Here is an 18,910-nt window from a genome sequence, read left to right on the forward strand (position 1 = left end):
AATCAGAACAATGGCAACAACGGCAATCAGAACAATGGCAACAACGGCAATCAGAACAATGGCAACAACGGCAATCAGAACAATGGCAACAACGGGAATCAGAACAGTGGCAACAACGGAAAGGGGCCGGTCCGGCTCGGTTCCACGACGCCGCCGCGCAAGACCCTGACAGCCGCTCAGGGGGAGACCGGTCCGAGCGTCGCATTCGACACGATGGCGGTGGACGGGAATGGGCGCCCCGGGATCAGGATCGGCAAGTCCTTCGAACCGGCACCGTACCTGTCCGGCACGTCCTACAGCGACGCCGCCGGTGCCCAGGCCGAATGGCAGATGCTGGTACTCAATGCTCAAGATCTCACCGTCGTGCTGAATCGGAGCTACTCCACCGCGACCGCACCCAATCTTCCCAAGGATTTCCAGTCCCTGATCGACTCTCGCGCTGACCTGAACTACCGCGTGATCATCACCAACCACCCCACCGCCGGCTGGGCCGTGGGAGAGGGATTGCTCAGCACGTTCGAGCCGCTGGGCTACACCTTCCCCAACGCCGCACGCTTCCGGACCGACAGCCTGGCCCACGGGGACTTCTCGATGGTCGGCAGCGTCATCAAGTCGGGCGGCCAGCCCGTGCAGAAGAACTTCCAGACCAAGTGGAGCGACAAGCTCGAGGGCGGGCGCATCCAGGCCCAGTTCATGCTGAACTCCTGGGGCAACTACACCTACATGTCAAACCAGTTCGTCACCGTCGACACCCGCAGCGCGTACGACTGTGACAGCTCACTGGGCACGTGCACAGTGCGGATCCGCGCCGGCTCTCCGACGAACGACGGCGTCTGGTCGATGAAGGGCGGCGCGGGGTACGTCGTCGCGCGCTACGACAAGCTCACCATGGAGCGTACGGGGATCAGTGCGTTCGTCACCAATGGCCCCGACTCCAACAACCAAGCAGTGGCGATGACAAAGGCCCTGGCCGGCCTGAGCAAAGACCACCCCGGCGACGTCGTGGTGGTGTCCTCGATCCGCAACCCCGAGGGCCACAACGTCACGGTCGCCCGCGACGTGCGCTACGACACCATGTCGGCCCTGGCCAACCAGATCGCGGCGATCGGCGGCAGCCGGGACCAGTTCAACCGGGCCGCGGCCACCGAAGGTGCGGACTACAACCTCGTCGGCTGGTTCGACGATCCCAGCGCCAAGTCCCCGCGGGAGGGGACCGGAGTGGAGAATGTCGGTGCCGACGCACGTCTGTCGGTGGAAATGTCGCTCAACTCCGAGTCGCTGTTCCGACCCTCGGTCGGCTCGCCGATTCCGCTGCCCGTCGACGGACTCCGGGAGGTGAGCTATCGCCCGAACTCCAATGAGCCCTGGCCTGAGGTGAACACCGCCGCGATGGCCGACATCGCCCGCCGACTCAACCTGCCCCAGACCGACATCCGGCAGGCGTACTGGCGCCTCGCCGATCATCATTGGGCCGACGACAGCGCCAGATTGGCCAGGCAGAAGTACGTCCCCACGACGGCGTACACGGAGACTGAATTCAATCGGACGAAGCAGGTTCTGGAAGACGAGTTCACCAAGGTCCAGGTCATCAGGGACAAGGCGGCGGCCCTGGGAAAGCCCTACGAGCAGGCGACCGCCGAGACGCAAAACGTCGCCAACAACGTGGCCAAGCAGATCGCGGTGGACAAGAACACGAACGTCCAGTGGAGTTGGATGAAGTTCGGGGACCAGTTGGTCGGATCCCTGGGGTCACTCATGGGTTTCGGGAATGCCACGAAGTGGGCGAATCAGGCGACGAAGCTCGTCGCCGCCACGGTCGCCGGAGCGTCGAGGTCGATCTCGGCGGCCAGCGCGATGGGACAGTACGGCAAGGACACCAATGTCCCGACCTACGAACAGATCTCGATCAAGGCCGCTGACTTGTCCGGTCAGGTCCAGGCGGCACTGACGGAGACGCGGGCGGGCGTGAACCGGCAGGCCGACATGATTCTGGCCGACCACGCGAAGTTCGCGATCGTCAGCAATTGGAGCTGCACCGCGGCCGATGATCCGGCTTCGCCGGAGGGATCGTGGACCTGGTGCCATGCGGAGGACATCCCCGACTACTTCCGGCCGACTCACTCCGCCGCGCTCCGCTCCGCCGAGCGAGTCTTCTGGACGGGGCTCGCACCACTCGAATTCGGGGTGTACCAACTGGATGTCAGCACCAACACCGATCTCAAGTGGTACGGGTACGGGTTGAAAGATTACAATTGCGGTTCTATGTTCTGGAATTCGGGCATCTTCGGGGACTCCGCAGAGTGGCCCGAGGAGACCGTCGCGAGGCTGCAGCTGAACAATGGAGAGCTGTCACCCAAGAATCAACCCTGGATGGCCAGACCCGAGTACCAGATCTATGTGATGGGAAAGATCAAGTACAGCTCACCCTGGTCAGCGACGAACACTCCGCAGCAGGTCCCGGCGAGTATCTACCACAGAATGTTCGACCCCATCTCCACCGCCGATCTCACCCCGGCGACCGGTGGACTCGGCATCCGGGCCGACAAGTACATCCCCACGCTGCCGCACAACCCGCTGCACGGTTGCTACTGGAGCAAGCCATAGCACTCGATGTGATGACGGATGGCGGGTGGAGCGAGGGCCGGCCAACAGCTGGCCTCCGCTGACATCACTACCGATCCCGCGGGCGTACCCCAGTGGTCCGTCCGCGGGATCGTTGTCGTTGCGCACGGTCGGCTGCCGGGGTGGCGACCTGGGTCTATTCCACGGGGCTGCCCCGCCGCCTAGCGTTCGGGGAGAGCGGTCGTTCGCTCCCGTGGCCGACTCAGAAGAGGTGCCAGATGTTCCAGGATCCCAGCGACGCCACCCGGAATCTTCCGGGACGCCGCGCAGTGCTGAAGGCGATGGGGGTCGGGGTAGTAGGGCTGGTCGCTCTGCCCACGCTGTCCGCCTGCTCCGGCGCACCGGCACCGGGTGGCGGGAACGGGGGCACGCCGTCCCTCCTGCCCGCTCCCGAGCAGCAGGTGCCGCCGCTGCTGGACAGCGCCAAGGTCGGTCAGGCAGTCGAGCGGTTGGACGGACTCATCCAGGACGCCATGACGCGTACGGGTGTTCCCGGGATCGCCGCGGCCGTGGTCCACCAGGACAAGGTCGTCTATCTCAAGGGCTTCGGCGTACGGGAGGCGGGTAAGCCCGAGAAGGTGGGGCCCGACACCGTGTTCCAGCTCGCCTCGGTCTCCAAGCCGCTGGCCTCCACCGTGCTGGCCGCCGTGGTGGGGCAGGGGAAGATCGCCTGGACCGATCCCGTGGTCGGTCACAACCCGGCCTTCTCCCTCAAGGACCCCTACGTCACCAGCCACGCCACGTTCGTCGACCTGCTGTCCCACCGCAGCGGACTTCACACCGGCGCCGGCGATCTGCTGGAGGATCTCGGTTTCGATCGGGACTACATCCTCGGTCACCTGAACCAGCAACCCTTGGACACCTTCCGCTCCAGCTACAACTACAGCAACTTCGGCTACACCGCAGGGGGAGTGGCGGGCGCAGCGGCGATGAACATGTCATGGGAGGACCTGGCCGAGCAGGTCCTGTTCAAGCCCCTGGCCATGGCGTCGACCAGCTACCGCCATCGCGACTACGAGGCCGCAGCCGACAAGGCACGCCCCCATGTCCGGGCCGACGACAGGACGTGGGTGGCTCGGTACACCCGCAACGCCGATGCGGAGGCACCGGCCGGCGGTGCGAGTTCCACCGTCCGTGACCTGGCCGAGTGGATCCGACTCCAGCTCGGCTCCGGCACGTACGCCGGCCGGGCGATCGTGGATGCCGCGGCGCTCGAAGCCACCCATGTGCCGCAGAACACCGTCAGCCGGCCTGCCCCTCCGGGTGGGCGGACGCGCTTCTACGGCATGGGCTGGAACGTCTCGTACGACGACAAGGCCCGACTCCAGCTCAGTCATGCGGGGGCGTTCAACCTGGGTGCCGCGACCAACGTCGCCCTGCTGCCCGGCGAGCAACTGGGCATCGTGGTCCTGACGAACGGGCGCCCGGAGGGCATCTCGGACGCGATCAGCAGCGGCTTCTTCGACATCGCCCAGAACGGGAACCCCACGGTCGACTGGCTCGGATTCTTCGGCGGGATCTACCGCAAGCTGGACGAGTCCGAGAAGCCGGAGACCGACTATTCCAAAGCTCCGGCCCAGGTCGTGCCCGCCCGGGCGAACAGTGCGTACGTCGGCACGTACGCCAACTCCTACTACGGTCCGCTGACCATCGCTGAGGACGGTGGGGGACTGGTGGCCCGCCTGGGCCCCGACGCAGCTCCGACGACCCTGCACCTCAGCCACTTCACCGGGGACACGTTCTCCTTTGCCTCGATCGGGGAGAATGCCAACGGGCTCGCGGGGGCGATCTTCGCGGCCGACGGGAGCGGGCCGGCCCCCAGTGTCCGGCTCGACTTCTATGACCGGACCGGTCTGGGCACCTTCGTACGGGGCACCGGCGGCCATGCGTGAGCGCCGGAGGACCAAGTTGCGTGTTCCGGGCGCGGTGGCCGCGTCCCTGGTCCTGGCCCTGACGCTCGGCGCCTGTACCACGGCCCGATCGGAATCCACCCCTACGCTGGCGCCCGCCACGACGGCCGGCGACACCGCGCTCGCGGCGCAGGTGCGCGACATCGTTGCCCAAAAGATGACCGAGGACCACCTGCGGGCCGTCATCGTCAGGGTCACGATCGACGGAAGGCCGGTCATCACCGAGGCGTACGGCGAGTCATTGGCGGGTGTGGCGGCCAGCACCGACATGCACTTCCGCAATGGCGCCGTCGCGATCCCGTATGTCTCGACGGTCCTGCTCCAGTTGGTCGACGAGAAGCGGGTCACCCTGGACAACACGCTCTCGACCTGGCTGCCGGAGGTGCCCAACAGCGACAAGGTAACCCTCGGGCAGTTGGCGCAGATGACCTCGGGCTACGCCGACTATGTCCAGGACCCGGGCTTCGTCGCTGCGGTCTACGCCGACCCCTTCCGGACCTGGACCCCCGAGGAGCTCGCCGCGATGGGTACGTCCAAGCCGCTTTTCTATACTCCGGGCACGAACTGGAACTACGCGCACACCAACTACGTCCTGCTCGGCCTCGCGCTCGAGAGGATCACCGGCATCGCGCTGGACCGGCTGATCCAGCAGCGGGTGCTCACCCCGCTCGGGCTCCGCAACACCGCTGATCCGGGCACCCCGGCCATTCCCGAGCCGGTCCTGCACGCGTACACAGCGGAGCGGCGGAAAACCCTCGGCATCCCCGCGTCCACGCCGTTCCTGGAGGACTCCACGTACTGGAATCCCTCCTGGACGCTCGCTCGCGGGGCCATCCAGACCACGGACATCACAGACATGACCGTGACCGCGGAGGCCATCGGCTCGGGCAGGCTGCTGTCGGCGGCGTCCCATGACCTGCAGGTCAGCACGGAGCTGCGGGGACGTACGACCGCCCTCGACGGTTGTCCCACCTGCATGGCGCAAGGTGTCGGGTACAGCTACGGGTTGGGGGTGGTGACCAGCGGCGACTGGGTGCTGCAGAACCCGATGTTCGGCGGCTACTCGGCCGTGGCGGCGTACCTTCCCTCGAAGCGGGTCGCGATCGGGGTCGTCGCCACGTACAAGGCGGAAGCCTTCGATGCCTCAGGTGAGGTTCCCAATCGGGCGCAGGATCTGTTCCGGCTGATCGGTGCCGCGGCGGCACCCGACGACGCGCCGCCCGTGCCGCATCCCTGAACCGCGGACCAGCGCGGCGGTGTGGTCCGAGTCCGGCGCCCGCACGCCCTGTTGGCTGGCGCCGGGCTCAGGCGCGGAAGGCCGCCGGCAGCACCGGCATCAAGCGGCCCCAGCCGGGCTGCTCGGCGTACGCGGTCATTCGCTGGGCGGTCAGCTCGCTGCTGCGGGAGGTGAGGAACCACGGGGGTTTGGGCGACAGCGCGAACTCCCCGCGCAGCGAGCGGGGGAACGGGCGGAACGGGCCGTACGCGACGGTGCGTTCGGTATCGGCCAGCAGGTAGCCGTTGTGCACCACCCCGATCCCACTGCCGACCGCCGCGAGAGTGTTCCCGGGATAGGCCCCCCACGCGGCCGTGGGCCAGGCGAAATCCAGCGCACTCCAGACATTCACCCCGATTCCGCCGTACTTCAGGTCGGCCAGGACTTCGGTGAAGGCCGATCCCATCGCGCGGCGATCGGTCGGGGAGACCAGCACGCCGGCCCCGAGCGTGCCCGCCAGCCGGGTGTTGGCGAACTCGACGGCCCGCCGGAAGAAGGCCTCGCCGGTCCCCGGGAGGCTGGTGTGTCCCAGGGCGGGGGCGAAGTACTCGGTGTCGAAGATCTCTTCGAGAGCCTCGGGTCGGGCTTCGATCAGCCGGCAGCCGGCCAGGTTCTCCTCGTCGGGATAGGTGGCGTCCACGTGGGCGAGTCGCTCGCGGGCCCCCGGGTACCAGGGCGTACGCGGCAGCTCGGCCAGCACCCGGCGCAACTGATCGAGGAAGGCGGCGCGCTGGGGCCAGTCCCGGCTGAGCACCAGCACCTGGGTGGCGATGCAGTTGTGGCCGCTGTTGTGCAGCCGCTGGGTCGCCACCTGCTCGGCCTGATAGCGCAAGTCCGCGGCGGACCAGGTGCCCGGAATGACGATGGTGGGGGAGACCCCGCCGAGTTCACTGGTCACCGAGGCCACCCGCGGACGCCCGGCGGCGCGGCGCTGTTCCGCCTCGGCACCGGTCCCCCAGACCACCGCGTCGTGGGTCCGGGCGCTCCCGGTCAGATGGACGTGGTCGATGCCGGGATGTTCGACCAGATACGCGCCGACCGCCGCGTCCCCGGCCACCACCCGTAGCAGATCGGCCGACACCAGCGGAGCCAGCGCGGCCCGGTACACCTCGACCAGACCGGCGAAGGTCGGGTTCACCTTGAGCAGGCTGGTGCGATTGGCCGCGACCAGCTGATAGATCACATCCAGGGGCCCGATCGAGGTGACATTGCCGCCGCCGAGCACCAGCGCGACTCCGCCCCGCTCGCCCGTACGCCGGGCCCCCAGCCCGGCCTCGGCCCGGGCCTGCTCGGCGGTGCGGCCGGGTTGCAGCCAGATGTCGGCGCGGTAGCCGTGGAACAGCAGGCGCTGCTGGGCATTGGTCGGCAGGATCTTGAGCGTCGCCCGGCCGCCGGGGGCGGTGCCGGCGACGAGATGGGCGGCGGGCGAACGGCCATGCGCCAGTGCGTCGAGGCTCTCGGCGAGCACGGCCAGATTGACCAGCAGGGCGTACGGTCCGGACAGCCACTCCTCACCAGCAGGCACCGGGCCCTTCGCCGCGCGGGCCGCCCCGACCCAGCGCTCGGCCTGGCGCCCGATCGACGCCCGGGTCCGGGTGAACAGGTCGACGCGCGCAGCCAGCGACAGGCCCGCCCACCGGTCCGCGCCGGTGCGGAGCTGGGTGATCGCGTCGCTGAGGTCGGCCCGAACCGAACCGGTCAAAGTCAGCATGGGACTCCTTCGAGTCTGCCCATTCTATCCGGGTCCGCTGCAGCGTGGCAGCCTCAGGACACCGTCGGCTCCGAGCGTGCCAGCCATCCGGGGGCGGAGCGGCCGCTGCACTCCGGGGACCCGGGGAACTCCTCGCACACGGTGACGCATCGTCCCTTGCGCGGGCTGAATCCCTTGCCGGCCGGGCAGGTGCCGGTCGGCGTCGGTCGGACCAGGGTGCGGACGGGAGTCTGGCGGCTGGGCGTCGCGGTGGTCAGATCCGGGAAGGTGCGCTTCGGATTGGGATTGGCCACATGACCGTTGCGGTCGACCAGTTGGCGGGGGTCCTCGGGCCAGTCGCTGTTGGGCGCCGGAGTGAATGGCTGGCACTCCACCTCGCCCGTGCGCACGACGGTATAACAGACCGCGCGGGGGATCCCCCGACTGTCCTTCTGGTAGAAGTATCCGGTCCGCGCCGTGCCCGCGGTGGAACCGGATCGGGGGGTGGCTCGCTCCGAGGGGGTTTCCGAGGGGTCGGGCGTAGCAGTTGCCACCGGCGTCGGTGACGGAGTCGGGCTCGGCGTCGGGGTGGGGCTGGGCGTCGGGGTGGGGCTGGGCGAGGCGGCCGTGATCTCGGCGGCAGGGGTGGGATCCGCCGGCCCGGGGACACCCGGGGTGCACGCGCTCAGCGCGAGCACCAGGACGACCAGGCCGATCAGTACACGGTGGGGCATGTCTCAAGACTCGCAGTCGGGTCTGACAGATTTTGCACATTCCCGGGTTCGGGTGCCCGGCGGCCCGCGGACGGAGTGGGCAAGTACGGTGGACCCGATCAGTCCGGAAGCCCCCAGCCCAGGAGCAGCATGTCCAGCACCCCCATCAAGCCCGAGGTCGACCGTCGCTGGCTGGTCGACGTACTGCTGCAGTTGGTGCAGACGCCGAGTCCGTCCGGGCGTACCGACGCGGTGATGCAGCTGATCGGTGACCTGCTCACCGAGATGGGGGTGCAGACCCAGCTGACCCGCCGCGGCGCGCTGATCGTCGACCTGCCGGGACGTTCCGAGACCGTCGACCGGGCCCTGGTGGTGCACGCCGACACCCTCGGCTGCATGGTCTCCCGGATCAAGGACAACGGCCGGCTCTCGGTGATTCCGGTCGGCACCTGGTCGGCCCGGTTCGCCGAGGGGGCCCGCGTACGCATCTTCACCGAGGACCCCAAGCCCGCCGTGTTCACCGGCACCATCCTCCCGTTGAAGGCCTCCGGACACGCCTTCAACGACGAGATCGACACGCAGCCGGTCTCCTGGGACAACGTCGAGGTTCGGGTGGACGCCCGGGTCGGCGACGCCCAGGGACTGCACGACCTCGGTTTCCAGATCGGCGACACCGTCGCGGTGATGGCCAATCCCGAGGTGACCCCCGAAGGCTTCATCGTCTCCCGGCACCTCGACGGCAAGGCCGGCGTCGCGGCTGCCCTGAGCGTGGTCAAGACCATCCAGGATCTGAAGATCGAACTGCCCTACCGGACCCGGCTGATGGTGACCATCGCCGAGGAGGTCGGGCACGGCGCGACGCACGGACTCGAAGGGGTCTCCGAGATGATCTCGGTCGACAATGCGGTGTGCGCGCCGGGGCAGAACTCGATCGAACACGGAGTCACCATCCCGATGGCCGATCAGGTGGGCCCCTTCGAGTACCACCTGACCCGCAAACTGCTCCGGCTGGCCGACGAGCACGAGATCGCCTGCGTCCGGGACACCTTCCCCTACTACCGCTCCGATGTGGCGGCCGCGATCGAGGCCGGGGCGGAATCCCGGGCCGCCCTGGTCGCGTTCGGGCTGGATGCCTCGCACGGCTGGGAACGCACCGAGATCGATTCGGTCGCCGCGGTGGTCGAACTGCTCACGCTGTGGTTGCAGACGCCGCTGACCTTCGCCAAGTGGGACGAGACCGAGGTCGGCGACCTCAAGGAGTTCCCCTCGCAGCACCAGCCGGCCCCGGTGGAGGAGGCCACCTGGGCCGAGGAGCCGCCGCAGCTGTACACCCGGGTGATGGGCCGGGAGACCGAGCCGGCCGAGGACGCCCCGGAGCACTGATCCGGGCGCGGGGCCGCGCCAAGTACGCTCGCAGGTATGAGCGAGAGCCGTACGCTGCAGATTCCCGGGCCCGACGGCGTCCGGCAGGTGAAGCTGACCAGTCCGGACAAGGTGCTCTGGCCCGCCGACGGCTTTCCCAACGGGATCGGGGTGACCAAACAGGAACTCGCCGACTATCTGCTCACCGTGGCCGAACCGTTCCTGCATCTCAACGGGGACCGGCCGATGACCCTGCAGCGCTTCCCCGAGGGGATCACCGGGGAGGAGTTCTTCTCCAAGCGCCCGCCGAAGGGTGCGCCGGGCTTCCTGCGTACGGTCACCTGTACCTATCCGTCGCGGCGCCGGCACGATCAACTCGTCTTCGACGAGCCGGCGGCGCTGGCGTGGGCGGCGCAGATGGGCACCATCACCTTCCACCCGTGGCCGGTGCGGACCGCGAACCTGGACAACCCCGATGAGCTGCGGATCGACCTGGATCCCCAACCCGGCCGCGGGTTCGCCGACGCGGTCGAGGCGGCGCTGGGCCTGCGTGAGGTGATGGCCGAGGTCGGGCTCACGGCGTACCCCAAGACCTCGGGCAACCGCGGCGTCCATGTGTACGCCCGGATCCGCCCGACCCACGAGTTCCAGGACGTCCGACATGCGGTGATCGGGATCGCCCGCGAACTCGAACGGCGGCTGCCGGACCTGGTGACCAGTTCCTGGTGGAAGGAGGAACGCGGCGAGAAGGTCTTCGTCGACTTCAACCAGGCCAACCGGGACCGGACCATCGCCGCCGCCTACAGCCCGCGCCCGCTGGCCGGCGCCCCGGTCTCGACCACCCTCACCTGGGCCGAACTGCGCACCGCCAGGCCCACCGACTTCACCGTGCGCACCGTGCCGGAGCTGCTCGCCGATCGCCCCTGCCCGTGGTCCGACATCGACGAGCACACCGGCGAGGTGACCGGCGCGCTGGGGCTGTGGGCGGCCGACCTCGAGCGCGGGCTGGGTGAGCTGAACTTTCCGCCCGACTATCCGAAGATGCCCAACGAGCCGCCCCGGGTGCAGCCCAGCAAGCGGCGTACCGATCGCAGCGACGAGGAATATCTGGCGCCGAAGGCCGAACGCGATGCCGAGTGGGGGACCCCGATCGTGCCTCCCTTCGGGCCGATGCTGGCGAAGTCGGTCAAGGAGTTCCCCAAGGCCGACGTGCTGTTCGAGCCCAAGTGGGACGGCTTCCGCTCGATCATCTGGCGTTCGGGCGATCTGGTCGAACTGGGCAGCCGCAATACACGCCCGATGACCCGCTACTTCCCGGAACTGGTCGAGGCGGTCAAACAGAACTTCCCCGACCCGTGCGTGATCGACGGGGAGATCATCATGATCGACCCCGAATCCGGTGACCGGCTCAACTTCGACCTGCTCTCCCAGCGGATCCATCCGGCGGCCTCGCGGGTGAAGAAGCTGTCCACCCAGATGCCGGCCGCCTTCGTTGCCTTCGACCTGCTCGCCCGGGGGGAGACGAACTGGGCCGAGCGCCCGTTCGCCGAGCGGCGCGCCGAGCTGGAGCGGGCTCTGGCCGATGCCCGGCCGCCGATCTATCTGACCCGCGCGACGGGGGACCGCGACCTGGCGCGGCGCTGGTTCACCGAGTTCGAGGGCGCGGGCCTGGACGGGGTGATCGCGAAACCGCTGGCCGAACCCTATGCCGAGGACAAGCGGGTGATGTGGAAGATCAAGCACGAGCGCACCGCCGACTGCGTGGTCGCCGGGTATCGGCTCTATCGCAGTGAGACCGACGCGATCGGGTCACTGCTGCTCGGGCTCTATACCGAGGAGGGGCACCTGAACAGTGTCGGGGTGATCGGCGCCTTCCCGATGGCGCGGCGGCGGGAACTGTTCATCGAACTGCAGGACCTGGTCACCGACTTCGAGGGGCATCCGTGGTCCTGGGCCGCGCCCGCCGACACTGCCCCGGACAATCGGGACCAGTCCTTCCCGCGGACCCCCACCGCGGCCGCGCATTCGCGCTGGAATGCCAAGAAGGATCTGTCCTTCACCCCGCTGCGCCCCGAGCTGGTGGTGGAGGTCCGTTACGACCACATGGAAGGCGACCGGTTCCGCCACACCGCCCAGTTCAACCGCTGGCGGCCCGACCGGGAGCCGGAGTCGTGCACCTATGCCCAGCTCGACGAACCGGTCAGCTACGACCTGTCCGAAGTGCTGGGTACTTCGCCCCAGTGACAGTCAGCCGACATCGGTGGGCGAAATGGGCCCGATTCGGGCGGTTGAGCGCAACGAATGTCGGCTGCCTGTCACCGTGCCGGGTATCCCTCCTGCCGGGCTGATCTGATCCCATCCATCACTCTTGACTTATATAACTTCGGGTGAAAATATAGTTCCATGCATGCGCTCGATGTGCTCGGGGACCCGGTCCGACGCCGGATCCTGGAGCTGCTGGCCGATGGCGAGGCCAGTGCCGGTGAGATCGCGGCCCGGATCGGCGAGGAGTTCGGGATCAGTCAACCCGCGGTCAGCCAGCAACTGAAGGTGCTGCGGGAGCAGGGTTTTGCGACCGTACGCCCCGAAGGCACCCGGCGCCTGTACGCCGTTGATCCCGCCGGACCGACGGCGGCCCGCGAGTGGCTCAGCGCCTTCGATCGGTTCTGGCTGCCCAAGTTGGCGGCACTGGACACCGAACTGGCCCGGGGGCGTCGGCAACGCCGGCTCGCCGAGCAGGCGCAGTCCCCGTCCCCCCAGGCCGCGCAGTCCCCGCAGGCCACCCAGCCCGACCGACCCGACCCCACCGCCGATTCCGCACCACCCCCGGGATCGGCCGAACCCCCAGATCCGGAGTGAGACCCATGACCGATGTGAAGCAGCAACTCGATGCCGTTACCCGCGCGTGGCGGCAGGAAGCCCACGATGGCGTCACCGACAACGTCCAGACCCTCGCGCAGGTGTACCCGGCCACGGTGCCGGATCTGTGGGATGCCGTCACCAGTCCCGAACGGATCCCGCGCTGGTTCCTGCCGGTGTCGGGGGACCTGCGTACCGGCGGGCGCTACCAGCTCGAGGGCAACGCCGGCGGCGAGATCCTCGAATGCAGCCCGCCGGCCGACGGCCGGGCGCACTACCGGATCACCTGGGAGTTCGGTGGCGGCATCTCCTGGGTGACCGTGCGGCTGACGCAGGTCGAGGACGGCACCCGGTTCGAACTCGAACACGTGGCGCACAGCGCCGACATCCCCGCGGAGATGGCGGACATGTTCGGCCCCGGCGCGACCGGGGTCGGCTGGGACGGCGGACTGCTCGGCCTCAGCCTCCACCTGAGCGGAACCGGCGGCGCGATTGCGCCGGAGGATCTGGCCGCCTGGACCGCCTCGGCAGCGGGGCAGGCCTTCTATCGCGGCGCGGCCGATGCCTGGGGCCGGGCCGCGGTGGCCGCCGGAGTCGACGAGGCGACCGCGCAGCGCCAGGCGGATGCCACCTTCGGCTTCTACACCGGAGCCCAGCCGAGCTGAGCCCGGCCCGGCCGAACCCGACCCCGGCCAGGGCCAGTGCCGAACCCAACTCCGCCGAACGCGGCCCCGCCGAGCTGAGTCGATCAGTTCGGCGAGGTCGCGTCCACGATCTCCCCGATCAGCAATTCGAGCGCATCCTCGAGCATGATCACCGGGGAGGTGGTGTCATCGCCGGTATCGATGGCACACATGTGCGTGTTGCCGGCCTGCATCCCGCGGACCACCTCGCGCAGCGGCAGGTCCGGCGCAACCGTGGCCAGCCGCCGGATCCGGGTCGCCGGGATGATCTCGCCGGGCGCCAGCAGGACCACGTCCTTGGCGTGGAGGTAGCCCAACCAGGTCCCGTCGCCGGCGAGCACGGGGAACCGGGAGTAACCGGTCTTGGCACACAACTGCTCCACCTCCCCGATCGTGGCCGTCGAGCGCACCGCCACCAGGTCCTCGCCGGGGACCGCGGCATCGCTGGCGGTGCGCTCCTCGAACTTGACCGCCGCGTGCAGCAGCTGCCCCTCATCGCGGTCGATCAGGCCCTCCTTGGTGGACTCGGCCACGAACGCACTGACCTCCTCGGAGTTGAACGTCGACTGCACCTCATCGGCGGGCTCGGTCCGCAGCACATGCTTGACCACCAGATTCGACAGGTGGTTCATCACCCAGATCAGCGGCCGGAACAGCACCACGAACACATGCAGCACCGGGCCGAGCAGGATGGCGGTCCGCGACGGCGCGGCGATCGCGATGTTTTTGGGCACCATCTCGCCGAACACCATGTGCAGGAACGTCACGATCAGCAGCGCCACCACCAGGGCGATCACGTGCGACAACTCGGTGGGCAGGCCGACCGCGTGCAGCGGAATCACCAGCAACGACGCCAGCGCCGGTTCGCCCACCGCGCCGATCACCAGGGAGCACGCGGTGATCCCCAGCTGGGTCGCGGCCAGGGACACCGAGACATGCTCGATGCCCTTCAGTGCCCAGCGGGCCGCGCCGGATCCGGCCTGGGCCTTCGGCTCGATCTGATCCCGGCGCGCCGAGACCATCGCGAACTCCGCGGCGACGAAGAAGGCATTCGCCAGCAGCAGCAGAACCAGGACCAGCAGGGCAACGGGGGTGCTCATCGTTCCTGCTCCTCATCCTCGCCCCGCAGCGCTTCCCGCTCCACCCGGACCCGATCCACCCGGTAGCCGTCCAGGCTCAGCGTCGTCAGGCGCAGTCCCGCCCGGGTCGCCAGGCCACGCTCGTCGCGATTCACCTCGTCGACGCACTCCAGCAGGACCGACTCCCCGGGCTCGGGGAAGTGCTCCAGCCGCTCGGTCAGCAGCCCGCCGATGGTGTCGGACTCATTGCCCTCGGGCAGTTCCAGGTCGATCAGGTCACCGAGTTCGTCCGGACGCAACATTCCCGAGGCCTCCCAGGCCCCGTCCTCCAACTGGTGGAACATGTCGGCGGACACGTCATGCTCGTCCTCGATCTCGCCGACCAGTTCCTCGAGCAGATCCTCCAGCGTGACGATGCCGGCCGTGCCGCCGTACTCATCGACCACCAGCGCCATCTGTACGCCCGGGTGCCGCAACTCGGTCAGCAGCACATCCAGCGGCATCGACTCGGGCACCACCTGGGCCCGGCGCATGATGTCGGCGACCCGACGTTCGGTGCGCTCGGCGTACGCGATGGCGACGGCGTCCTTGAAGTGGACGATGCCGCGGATGTCATCGAGATCCTCGCCGGTCACCGGGAAGCGGGAGTAGCCGTGTTCGGCGGCATGCACCAGCACATCCTGCGCGGTGTCGCTCGCCTCCAGAAACTCCACCTGGGGCCTGGGCCGCATCACATCGGCCGCGGTGAGGTCGCCGAAATCGATCGAGCGCTGGACCAGCTCGGCGGTGTCGCTGTGCAGGGTGCCCTGAGCGGCCGAGCGGCGTACCAGGGCGGCGAGTTCCTCCGCCGTCCGCGCGTGCGAGACCTGCTCCTCGGGGGTGAAGCCGAGCAGCTTCAGCACCCCGTTGGCCGCCCCGTTCAGGATCCTGACCAGCCAACCGAACATGACCATGAAGATCCGCATGGGCAGCACGACCACCTTGGCCACCTGGTACGCATTCGCCAGGGCCCAGTTCTTCGGTACCAACTCGCCGAAGACCATCTGGGTGATCGTGGCGATGATGAACGCCGCGACCGTGGCGATGCCCACCGCCGCCGTCTCCGGCAGCACCAGGCCGAGCAGGGCGGTGATCAGCACCCCGAAGGAGGGGCCGGTCAGGTAACCGGAGATCAGGCTGGTCAGGGTGATGCCGAGCTGGGCGCCGGACAGGTTGGTGGAGGTACGCACGACCGCGTTCTGAATGGCGGGGGCGGCGGGATCGCCCTCGTCCAACCGACGCTGCAACTCGTTGCGATCCAGGGTGAGCAGGGCGAACTCCACGGCGACGAACAGGAAGTTGAGCGCCACCAGGATCAGGAAGACCACCAGGAGGACAACAGCGGAAACCATGGCATCCAATGCTCGGTCGGAAAGGGTGAGGGCGGGCGTGGCCCTGGGCGCACATTCTATGGCCACCGGGCTCCCGGAACGGGAATATGACTCCTCCCCGTAAAGTTGAGTAGATGTGACTCAACCTTGTGACCGGCTCTGGGCAAGGGCTCAGATCATCAGTAAGGTCGAAGCAGGCTGAGCACTCGTCGAACAACCTCAGGTCTCCGTCAAGAGGAGGACGCATGGACCAGAACAAACTGACTGCGATGAGCCGTGATGCGGTCTCGGCCGCCGTACGCGAGGCCCTGACGCGGGGCAATCCCCAGGCGGAACCCGAGCACCTGCTGTACGCCCTGCTGTCGATCCCGAACAACACCGTCGGGCCGCTGCTGGAGAGCGTCGGCGCGAAGCCCGAGGTGGTTCTGGCCGCGGCGCAGGGGGCGTTGACCAAGCTGCCCTCCAGCAGCGGTTCCACCGTGGCCAATCCGAGCATGTCCGGCGCGCTGGCGCGGGTCCACGCCGAGGCGGAGAACCTGGCGAACAAGCTCGGCGATTCCTACGTCGCCACCGAACACCTGCTGATCGCGCTGACCAAGGTGAAGTCCCCGGCGCAGAAGATCCTCAGCGATGTCGGGGTGACCGAGCCGAAGCTGGCCAAGGCGTTCGAGGATGCCCGCGGCAGCAAGCGGGTCACCTCGGAGAACGCCGAGGCAACCGCGCGGGCCCTGGACAAGTACTCCGTCGACCTGACCGAGCGGGCCCGGGAGGGCAAGCTCGATCCGGTGATCGGACGTGATTCCGAGATCCGCCGGGTGGTGCAGGTGCTGAGCCGGCGTACCAAGAACAACCCGGTGCTGATCGGGGAACCCGGCGTCGGCAAGACCGCCGTCGTGGAGGGCCTGGCCCAGCGGATCGTGGCCGGCGACGTGCCGGATTCGCTGAAGGGCCGTCAGTTGGTGTCCCTGGACATGGGCGCGATGATCGCCGGTGCGAAGTACCGCGGCGAGTTCGAGGAACGCCTCAAGGCCGTGCTGAACGAGATCAAGGAAGCCGAAGGGCAGATCATCACCTTCATCGACGAGCTGCACACCGTGATCGGTGCCGGCAAGGCCGAGGGCTCGATGGACGCCGGCAACATGCTGAAGCCGATGCTGGCCCGCGGCGAGCTCCGGATGATCGGTGCGACGACCCTGGATGAGTACCGCGAGAACATCGAAAAGGATCCCGCCTTCGAGCGCCGGTTCCAGCAGGTGTACGTGGGCGAACCCAGTGTCGAGGACACCGTCGCGATCCTGCGTGGGCTGCGCGAGCGGTACGAGGCGCACCACAAGGTGACCATCACCGATTCCGCACTGGTGGCCGCGGCCCAGCTGTCCAACCGCTACATCACCTCCCGGCAGCTGCCGGACAAGGCGATCGACCTGATCGACGAGGCGATGAGCCGGTTGCGGATGGAGATCGATTCCTCCCCGGTGGAGATCGACCAGCTGCGCCGTCAGGTGGACCGGATGACGATGGAGAAGCTGGCGCTGGAGAAGGAGACCGACGCCGCCTCGGTGGAACGGCTGGAACGGCTCAATGCCGAGATTGCTGACGCCAAGGAGGAACTGCGCGGGCTCGAGCAGCGCTGGGAGCGGGAGAAGGGTGGCCTGAACGAGGTCGGCGATCTGAAGAAGCAGATCGACGAACTGCGTGGCGAGGCCGAACGGGCTCAGCGCGAGGGCGACCTCGGCCGGGCCTCGGAACTGCTCTACGGCAAGATCCCCGAGCTGGAGCGTCAGCTCGCCGAGGCCGATGAGCAGGAGCAGAACACCACGCCGATGGTGTCGGACCGGATCACCCAGAACGACATCGCCGATGTGGTCTCCTCCTGGACCGGAATTCCGGTCGGCCGGCTGCTCCAGGGCGAGACCGACAAGCTCCTCCACATGGAGGAGTACATCGGGAAGCGCCTGATCGGGCAGGAGACCGCGGTGCATGCCGTGGCCGATGCCGTACGCCGCTCCCGCGCGGGAATCTCGGATCCGAACCGGCCCACCGGCTCGTTCCTGTTCCTGGGTCCCACCGGTGTCGGGAAGACCGAGCTGGCCAAGTCGCTGGCGGAGTTCCTCTTCGACGATGAACACGCGATGATCCGGATCGACATGTCGGAGTACTCGGAGAAGCACTCGGTTTCCAGGCTGGTCGGGGCCCCGCCGGGGTACGTCGGGTACGAGCAGGGTGGTCAGCTGACCGAGGCCGTACGCCGTCGCCCCTACAGCGTGATCCTGCTGGACGAGGTGGAGAAGGCGCACCCCGAGGTGTTCAACATCCTGCTCCAGGTGCTCGACGACGGCCGGCTGACCGATGGCCAGGGGCGTACCGTCGACTTCCGGAACACGATCATGATCCTGACCTCGAACCTGGGTTCGCAGTTCCTCTCCGATCCCAACCTGAGCCCGGAGACCAAGAACGACGCGGTGATGGAGGTCGTGCGCAAGTCGTTCAAGCCGGAGTTCCTGAACCGGTTGGACGCGATCGTGATGTTCGACCCGCTGGGGGTCGCCGATCTGACCAAGATCGTCGACATCAACCTGGCTCGGCTGAACGAGCGGATGGCCGATCGGCGGATCACCGTCGAGGTGACCCGGGCCGGCAAGGACTGGCTGGCGCTGACCGGTTTCGATCCGGTCTACGGTGCCCGGCCGCTGCGTCGGCTGATCCAGTCGACGGTGGAGGACACCCTCGCCCAGGAGGTCCTGTCGGGCCGGTTGCTGGAGGGGGACACCATCACCTTCGACCTGAATACCGATGGGGAGGGGTTGCGCATCCTGGGTGCCGATGAGCATCCGACCGAGGCGAGCGCCACCACCGGGGATCCGGTGGTGGACGCGGAGATCATCGACTCGACCGACGCATCGGACCAGGATCGCTCCGCGGGCGCGGACGCCTGAGCCGTACGCCGATCTGCGCACGACGGACAGCGGGCGAGGTACCACTGGTACCTCGCCCGCCGGCGTTCCGGCCGCTCCGGCTCGGAGCCCGGCTGCCGTACGCAGCAGGTTGGCGAGCGATCGTCCGGGCTCGATTTGACGAAGTCCGGATCGAGGTCTAATGTTCTTCAAGCCTTCTCAGCGAGACGGACGTGGGAGCCCCTGAAATACGGGGTGGTAACGGACGGGCTGAGGTTGGGCTTCGAACTCCTTTTCAGTGTTGACCGGTTCAGGTATGTGTCCAGTTGGGGCCTGCCAGGGTTCCGGCGGTGTTGTGGTGTTCGGAGGGTGGTGCTTGCGGGTCGGATTTGACCGGGTCGGGGGTTGCTACTAGAGTAGATCGAGTTGCCACGGCGTGAATAACGCGGGAA

General features: G+C 68.0%; 12 protein-coding genes. 8 read left to right on the forward strand and 4 right to left on the reverse strand.

The genetic code is table 11. The features are described from left to right. The 3 genes from G531_RS23505 to G531_RS0116675 form a co-directional block, all read left to right on the forward strand. The coding region (locus tag G531_RS23505) for a hypothetical protein (protein WP_035759506.1) at nt 1–2,604 on the forward strand (2,604 nt) is incomplete at its 5' end. A gap of 236 nt (nt 2,605–2,840) precedes the next feature. After that, on the forward strand, nt 2,841–4,514 hold the full coding sequence (locus tag G531_RS23510; protein ID WP_081684208.1) for a serine hydrolase: 1,674 nt from the start codon (nt 2,841–2,843) through the stop codon (nt 4,512–4,514). Between the two features lie 16 nt (nt 4,515–4,530). Next, nucleotides 4,531–5,769: a serine hydrolase domain-containing protein gene (locus G531_RS0116675; protein WP_026928099.1), complete on the forward strand. Its 1,239-nt coding sequence runs from the start codon at nt 4,531–4,533 to the stop codon at nt 5,767–5,769. 67 nt (nt 5,770–5,836) lie between these two features. Here the strand turns inward: G531_RS0116675 and G531_RS0116680 are convergent, their stop codons facing one another. Both G531_RS0116680 and G531_RS25845 read right to left on the reverse strand, forming a co-directional pair. After that, the gene (locus G531_RS0116680; protein WP_035759508.1) at nt 5,837–7,519 is read right to left on the reverse strand and encodes an aldehyde dehydrogenase family protein; all 1,683 of its coding nucleotides are present in this window, start codon (nt 7,517–7,519) and stop codon (nt 5,837–5,839) included. A gap of 53 nt (nt 7,520–7,572) precedes the next feature. Beyond that, nucleotides 7,573–8,232, reverse strand: a complete 660-nt coding sequence (locus G531_RS25845; protein WP_026928101.1) for a hypothetical protein — start codon at nt 8,230–8,232, stop codon at nt 7,573–7,575. A gap of 129 nt (nt 8,233–8,361) precedes the next feature. Between G531_RS25845 and G531_RS23515 the strand changes: the two genes are divergently transcribed. The 4 genes from G531_RS23515 to G531_RS0116705 all read left to right on the forward strand — a co-directional run bounded on the left by G531_RS23515 (nt 8,362) and on the right by G531_RS0116705 (nt 13,097). After that, on the forward strand, nt 8,362–9,594 hold the full coding sequence (locus tag G531_RS23515) for an osmoprotectant NAGGN system M42 family peptidase (RefSeq protein WP_081684211.1): 1,233 nt from the start codon (nt 8,362–8,364) through the stop codon (nt 9,592–9,594). Nucleotides 9,595–9,630: 36 nt separating this feature from the next. Beyond that, nucleotides 9,631–11,817, forward strand: coding sequence for an ATP-dependent DNA ligase (locus G531_RS27035; protein ID WP_026928102.1), 2,187 nt, complete (start codon nt 9,631–9,633; stop codon nt 11,815–11,817). Nucleotides 11,818–11,976: 159 nt separating this feature from the next. Continuing rightward, on the forward strand, nt 11,977–12,432 hold the full coding sequence (locus G531_RS23520; protein ID WP_051215643.1) for an ArsR/SmtB family transcription factor: 456 nt from the start codon (nt 11,977–11,979) through the stop codon (nt 12,430–12,432). Between the two features lie 5 nt (nt 12,433–12,437). Beyond that, entirely contained in the window at nt 12,438–13,097 is a 660-nt protein-coding gene (locus G531_RS0116705; RefSeq protein ID WP_026928103.1) for an SRPBCC domain-containing protein, read from the forward strand. Between the two features lie 83 nt (nt 13,098–13,180). Here the strand turns inward: G531_RS0116705 and G531_RS0116710 are convergent, their stop codons facing one another. Both G531_RS0116710 and G531_RS23525 read right to left on the reverse strand, forming a co-directional pair. Next, complete coding sequence (locus G531_RS0116710; RefSeq protein WP_026928104.1) at nt 13,181–14,215, reverse strand: hemolysin family protein; 1,035 nt, start codon at nt 14,213–14,215, stop codon at nt 13,181–13,183. After that, nucleotides 14,212–15,585 carry a hemolysin family protein gene (locus G531_RS23525; RefSeq protein WP_035759511.1) on the reverse strand — a complete coding sequence of 458 codons (1,374 nt, stop codon included), beginning with the start codon at nt 15,583–15,585 and terminating at the stop codon, nt 14,212–14,214. The genes G531_RS0116710 and G531_RS23525 overlap by 4 nt, the downstream gene beginning before the upstream one ends. Before the next feature lie 224 nt (nt 15,586–15,809). Between G531_RS23525 and clpB the strand changes: the two genes are divergently transcribed. Further along, nucleotides 15,810–18,500 (forward strand): ATP-dependent chaperone ClpB, encoded by a 2,691-nt coding sequence (clpB, locus tag G531_RS23530; RefSeq protein ID WP_081684212.1) that lies wholly within the window; start codon nt 15,810–15,812, stop codon nt 18,498–18,500. Nucleotides 18,501–18,910 lie beyond the last annotated feature (410 nt).

Source organism: Granulicoccus phenolivorans DSM 17626 = NBRC 107789 = JCM 15570, from assembly GCF_000423085.1.
Taxonomy (GTDB): domain Bacteria; phylum Actinomycetota; class Actinomycetes; order Propionibacteriales; family Propionibacteriaceae; genus Granulicoccus; species Granulicoccus phenolivorans.

What these genes read in the sequence shown, in the direction of transcription:
- G531_RS23520 (WP_051215643.1), top strand. Translation starts at nt 11,977, where the DNA reads ATGCATGCGCTCGATGTGCTCGGGGACCCGGTCCGACGCCGGATCCTG.
- G531_RS25845 (WP_026928101.1), bottom strand. Translation starts at nt 8,232, where the DNA reads ATGCCCCACCGTGTACTGATCGGCCTGGTCGTCCTGGTGCTCGCGCTG.
- G531_RS0116705 (WP_026928103.1), top strand. Translation starts at nt 12,438, where the DNA reads ATGACCGATGTGAAGCAGCAACTCGATGCCGTTACCCGCGCGTGGCGG.
- G531_RS23510 (WP_081684208.1), top strand. Translation starts at nt 2,841, where the DNA reads ATGTTCCAGGATCCCAGCGACGCCACCCGGAATCTTCCGGGACGCCGC.
- G531_RS0116680 (WP_035759508.1), bottom strand. Translation starts at nt 7,519, where the DNA reads ATGCTGACTTTGACCGGTTCGGTTCGGGCCGACCTCAGCGACGCGATC.
- G531_RS0116710 (WP_026928104.1), bottom strand. Translation starts at nt 14,215, where the DNA reads ATGAGCACCCCCGTTGCCCTGCTGGTCCTGGTTCTGCTGCTGCTGGCG.
- G531_RS23515 (WP_081684211.1), top strand. Translation starts at nt 8,362, where the DNA reads ATGTCCAGCACCCCCATCAAGCCCGAGGTCGACCGTCGCTGGCTGGTC.
- G531_RS23525 (WP_035759511.1), bottom strand. Translation starts at nt 15,585, where the DNA reads ATGGTTTCCGCTGTTGTCCTCCTGGTGGTCTTCCTGATCCTGGTGGCG.
- G531_RS27035 (WP_026928102.1), top strand. Translation starts at nt 9,631, where the DNA reads ATGAGCGAGAGCCGTACGCTGCAGATTCCCGGGCCCGACGGCGTCCGG.
- clpB (WP_081684212.1), top strand. Translation starts at nt 15,810, where the DNA reads ATGGACCAGAACAAACTGACTGCGATGAGCCGTGATGCGGTCTCGGCC.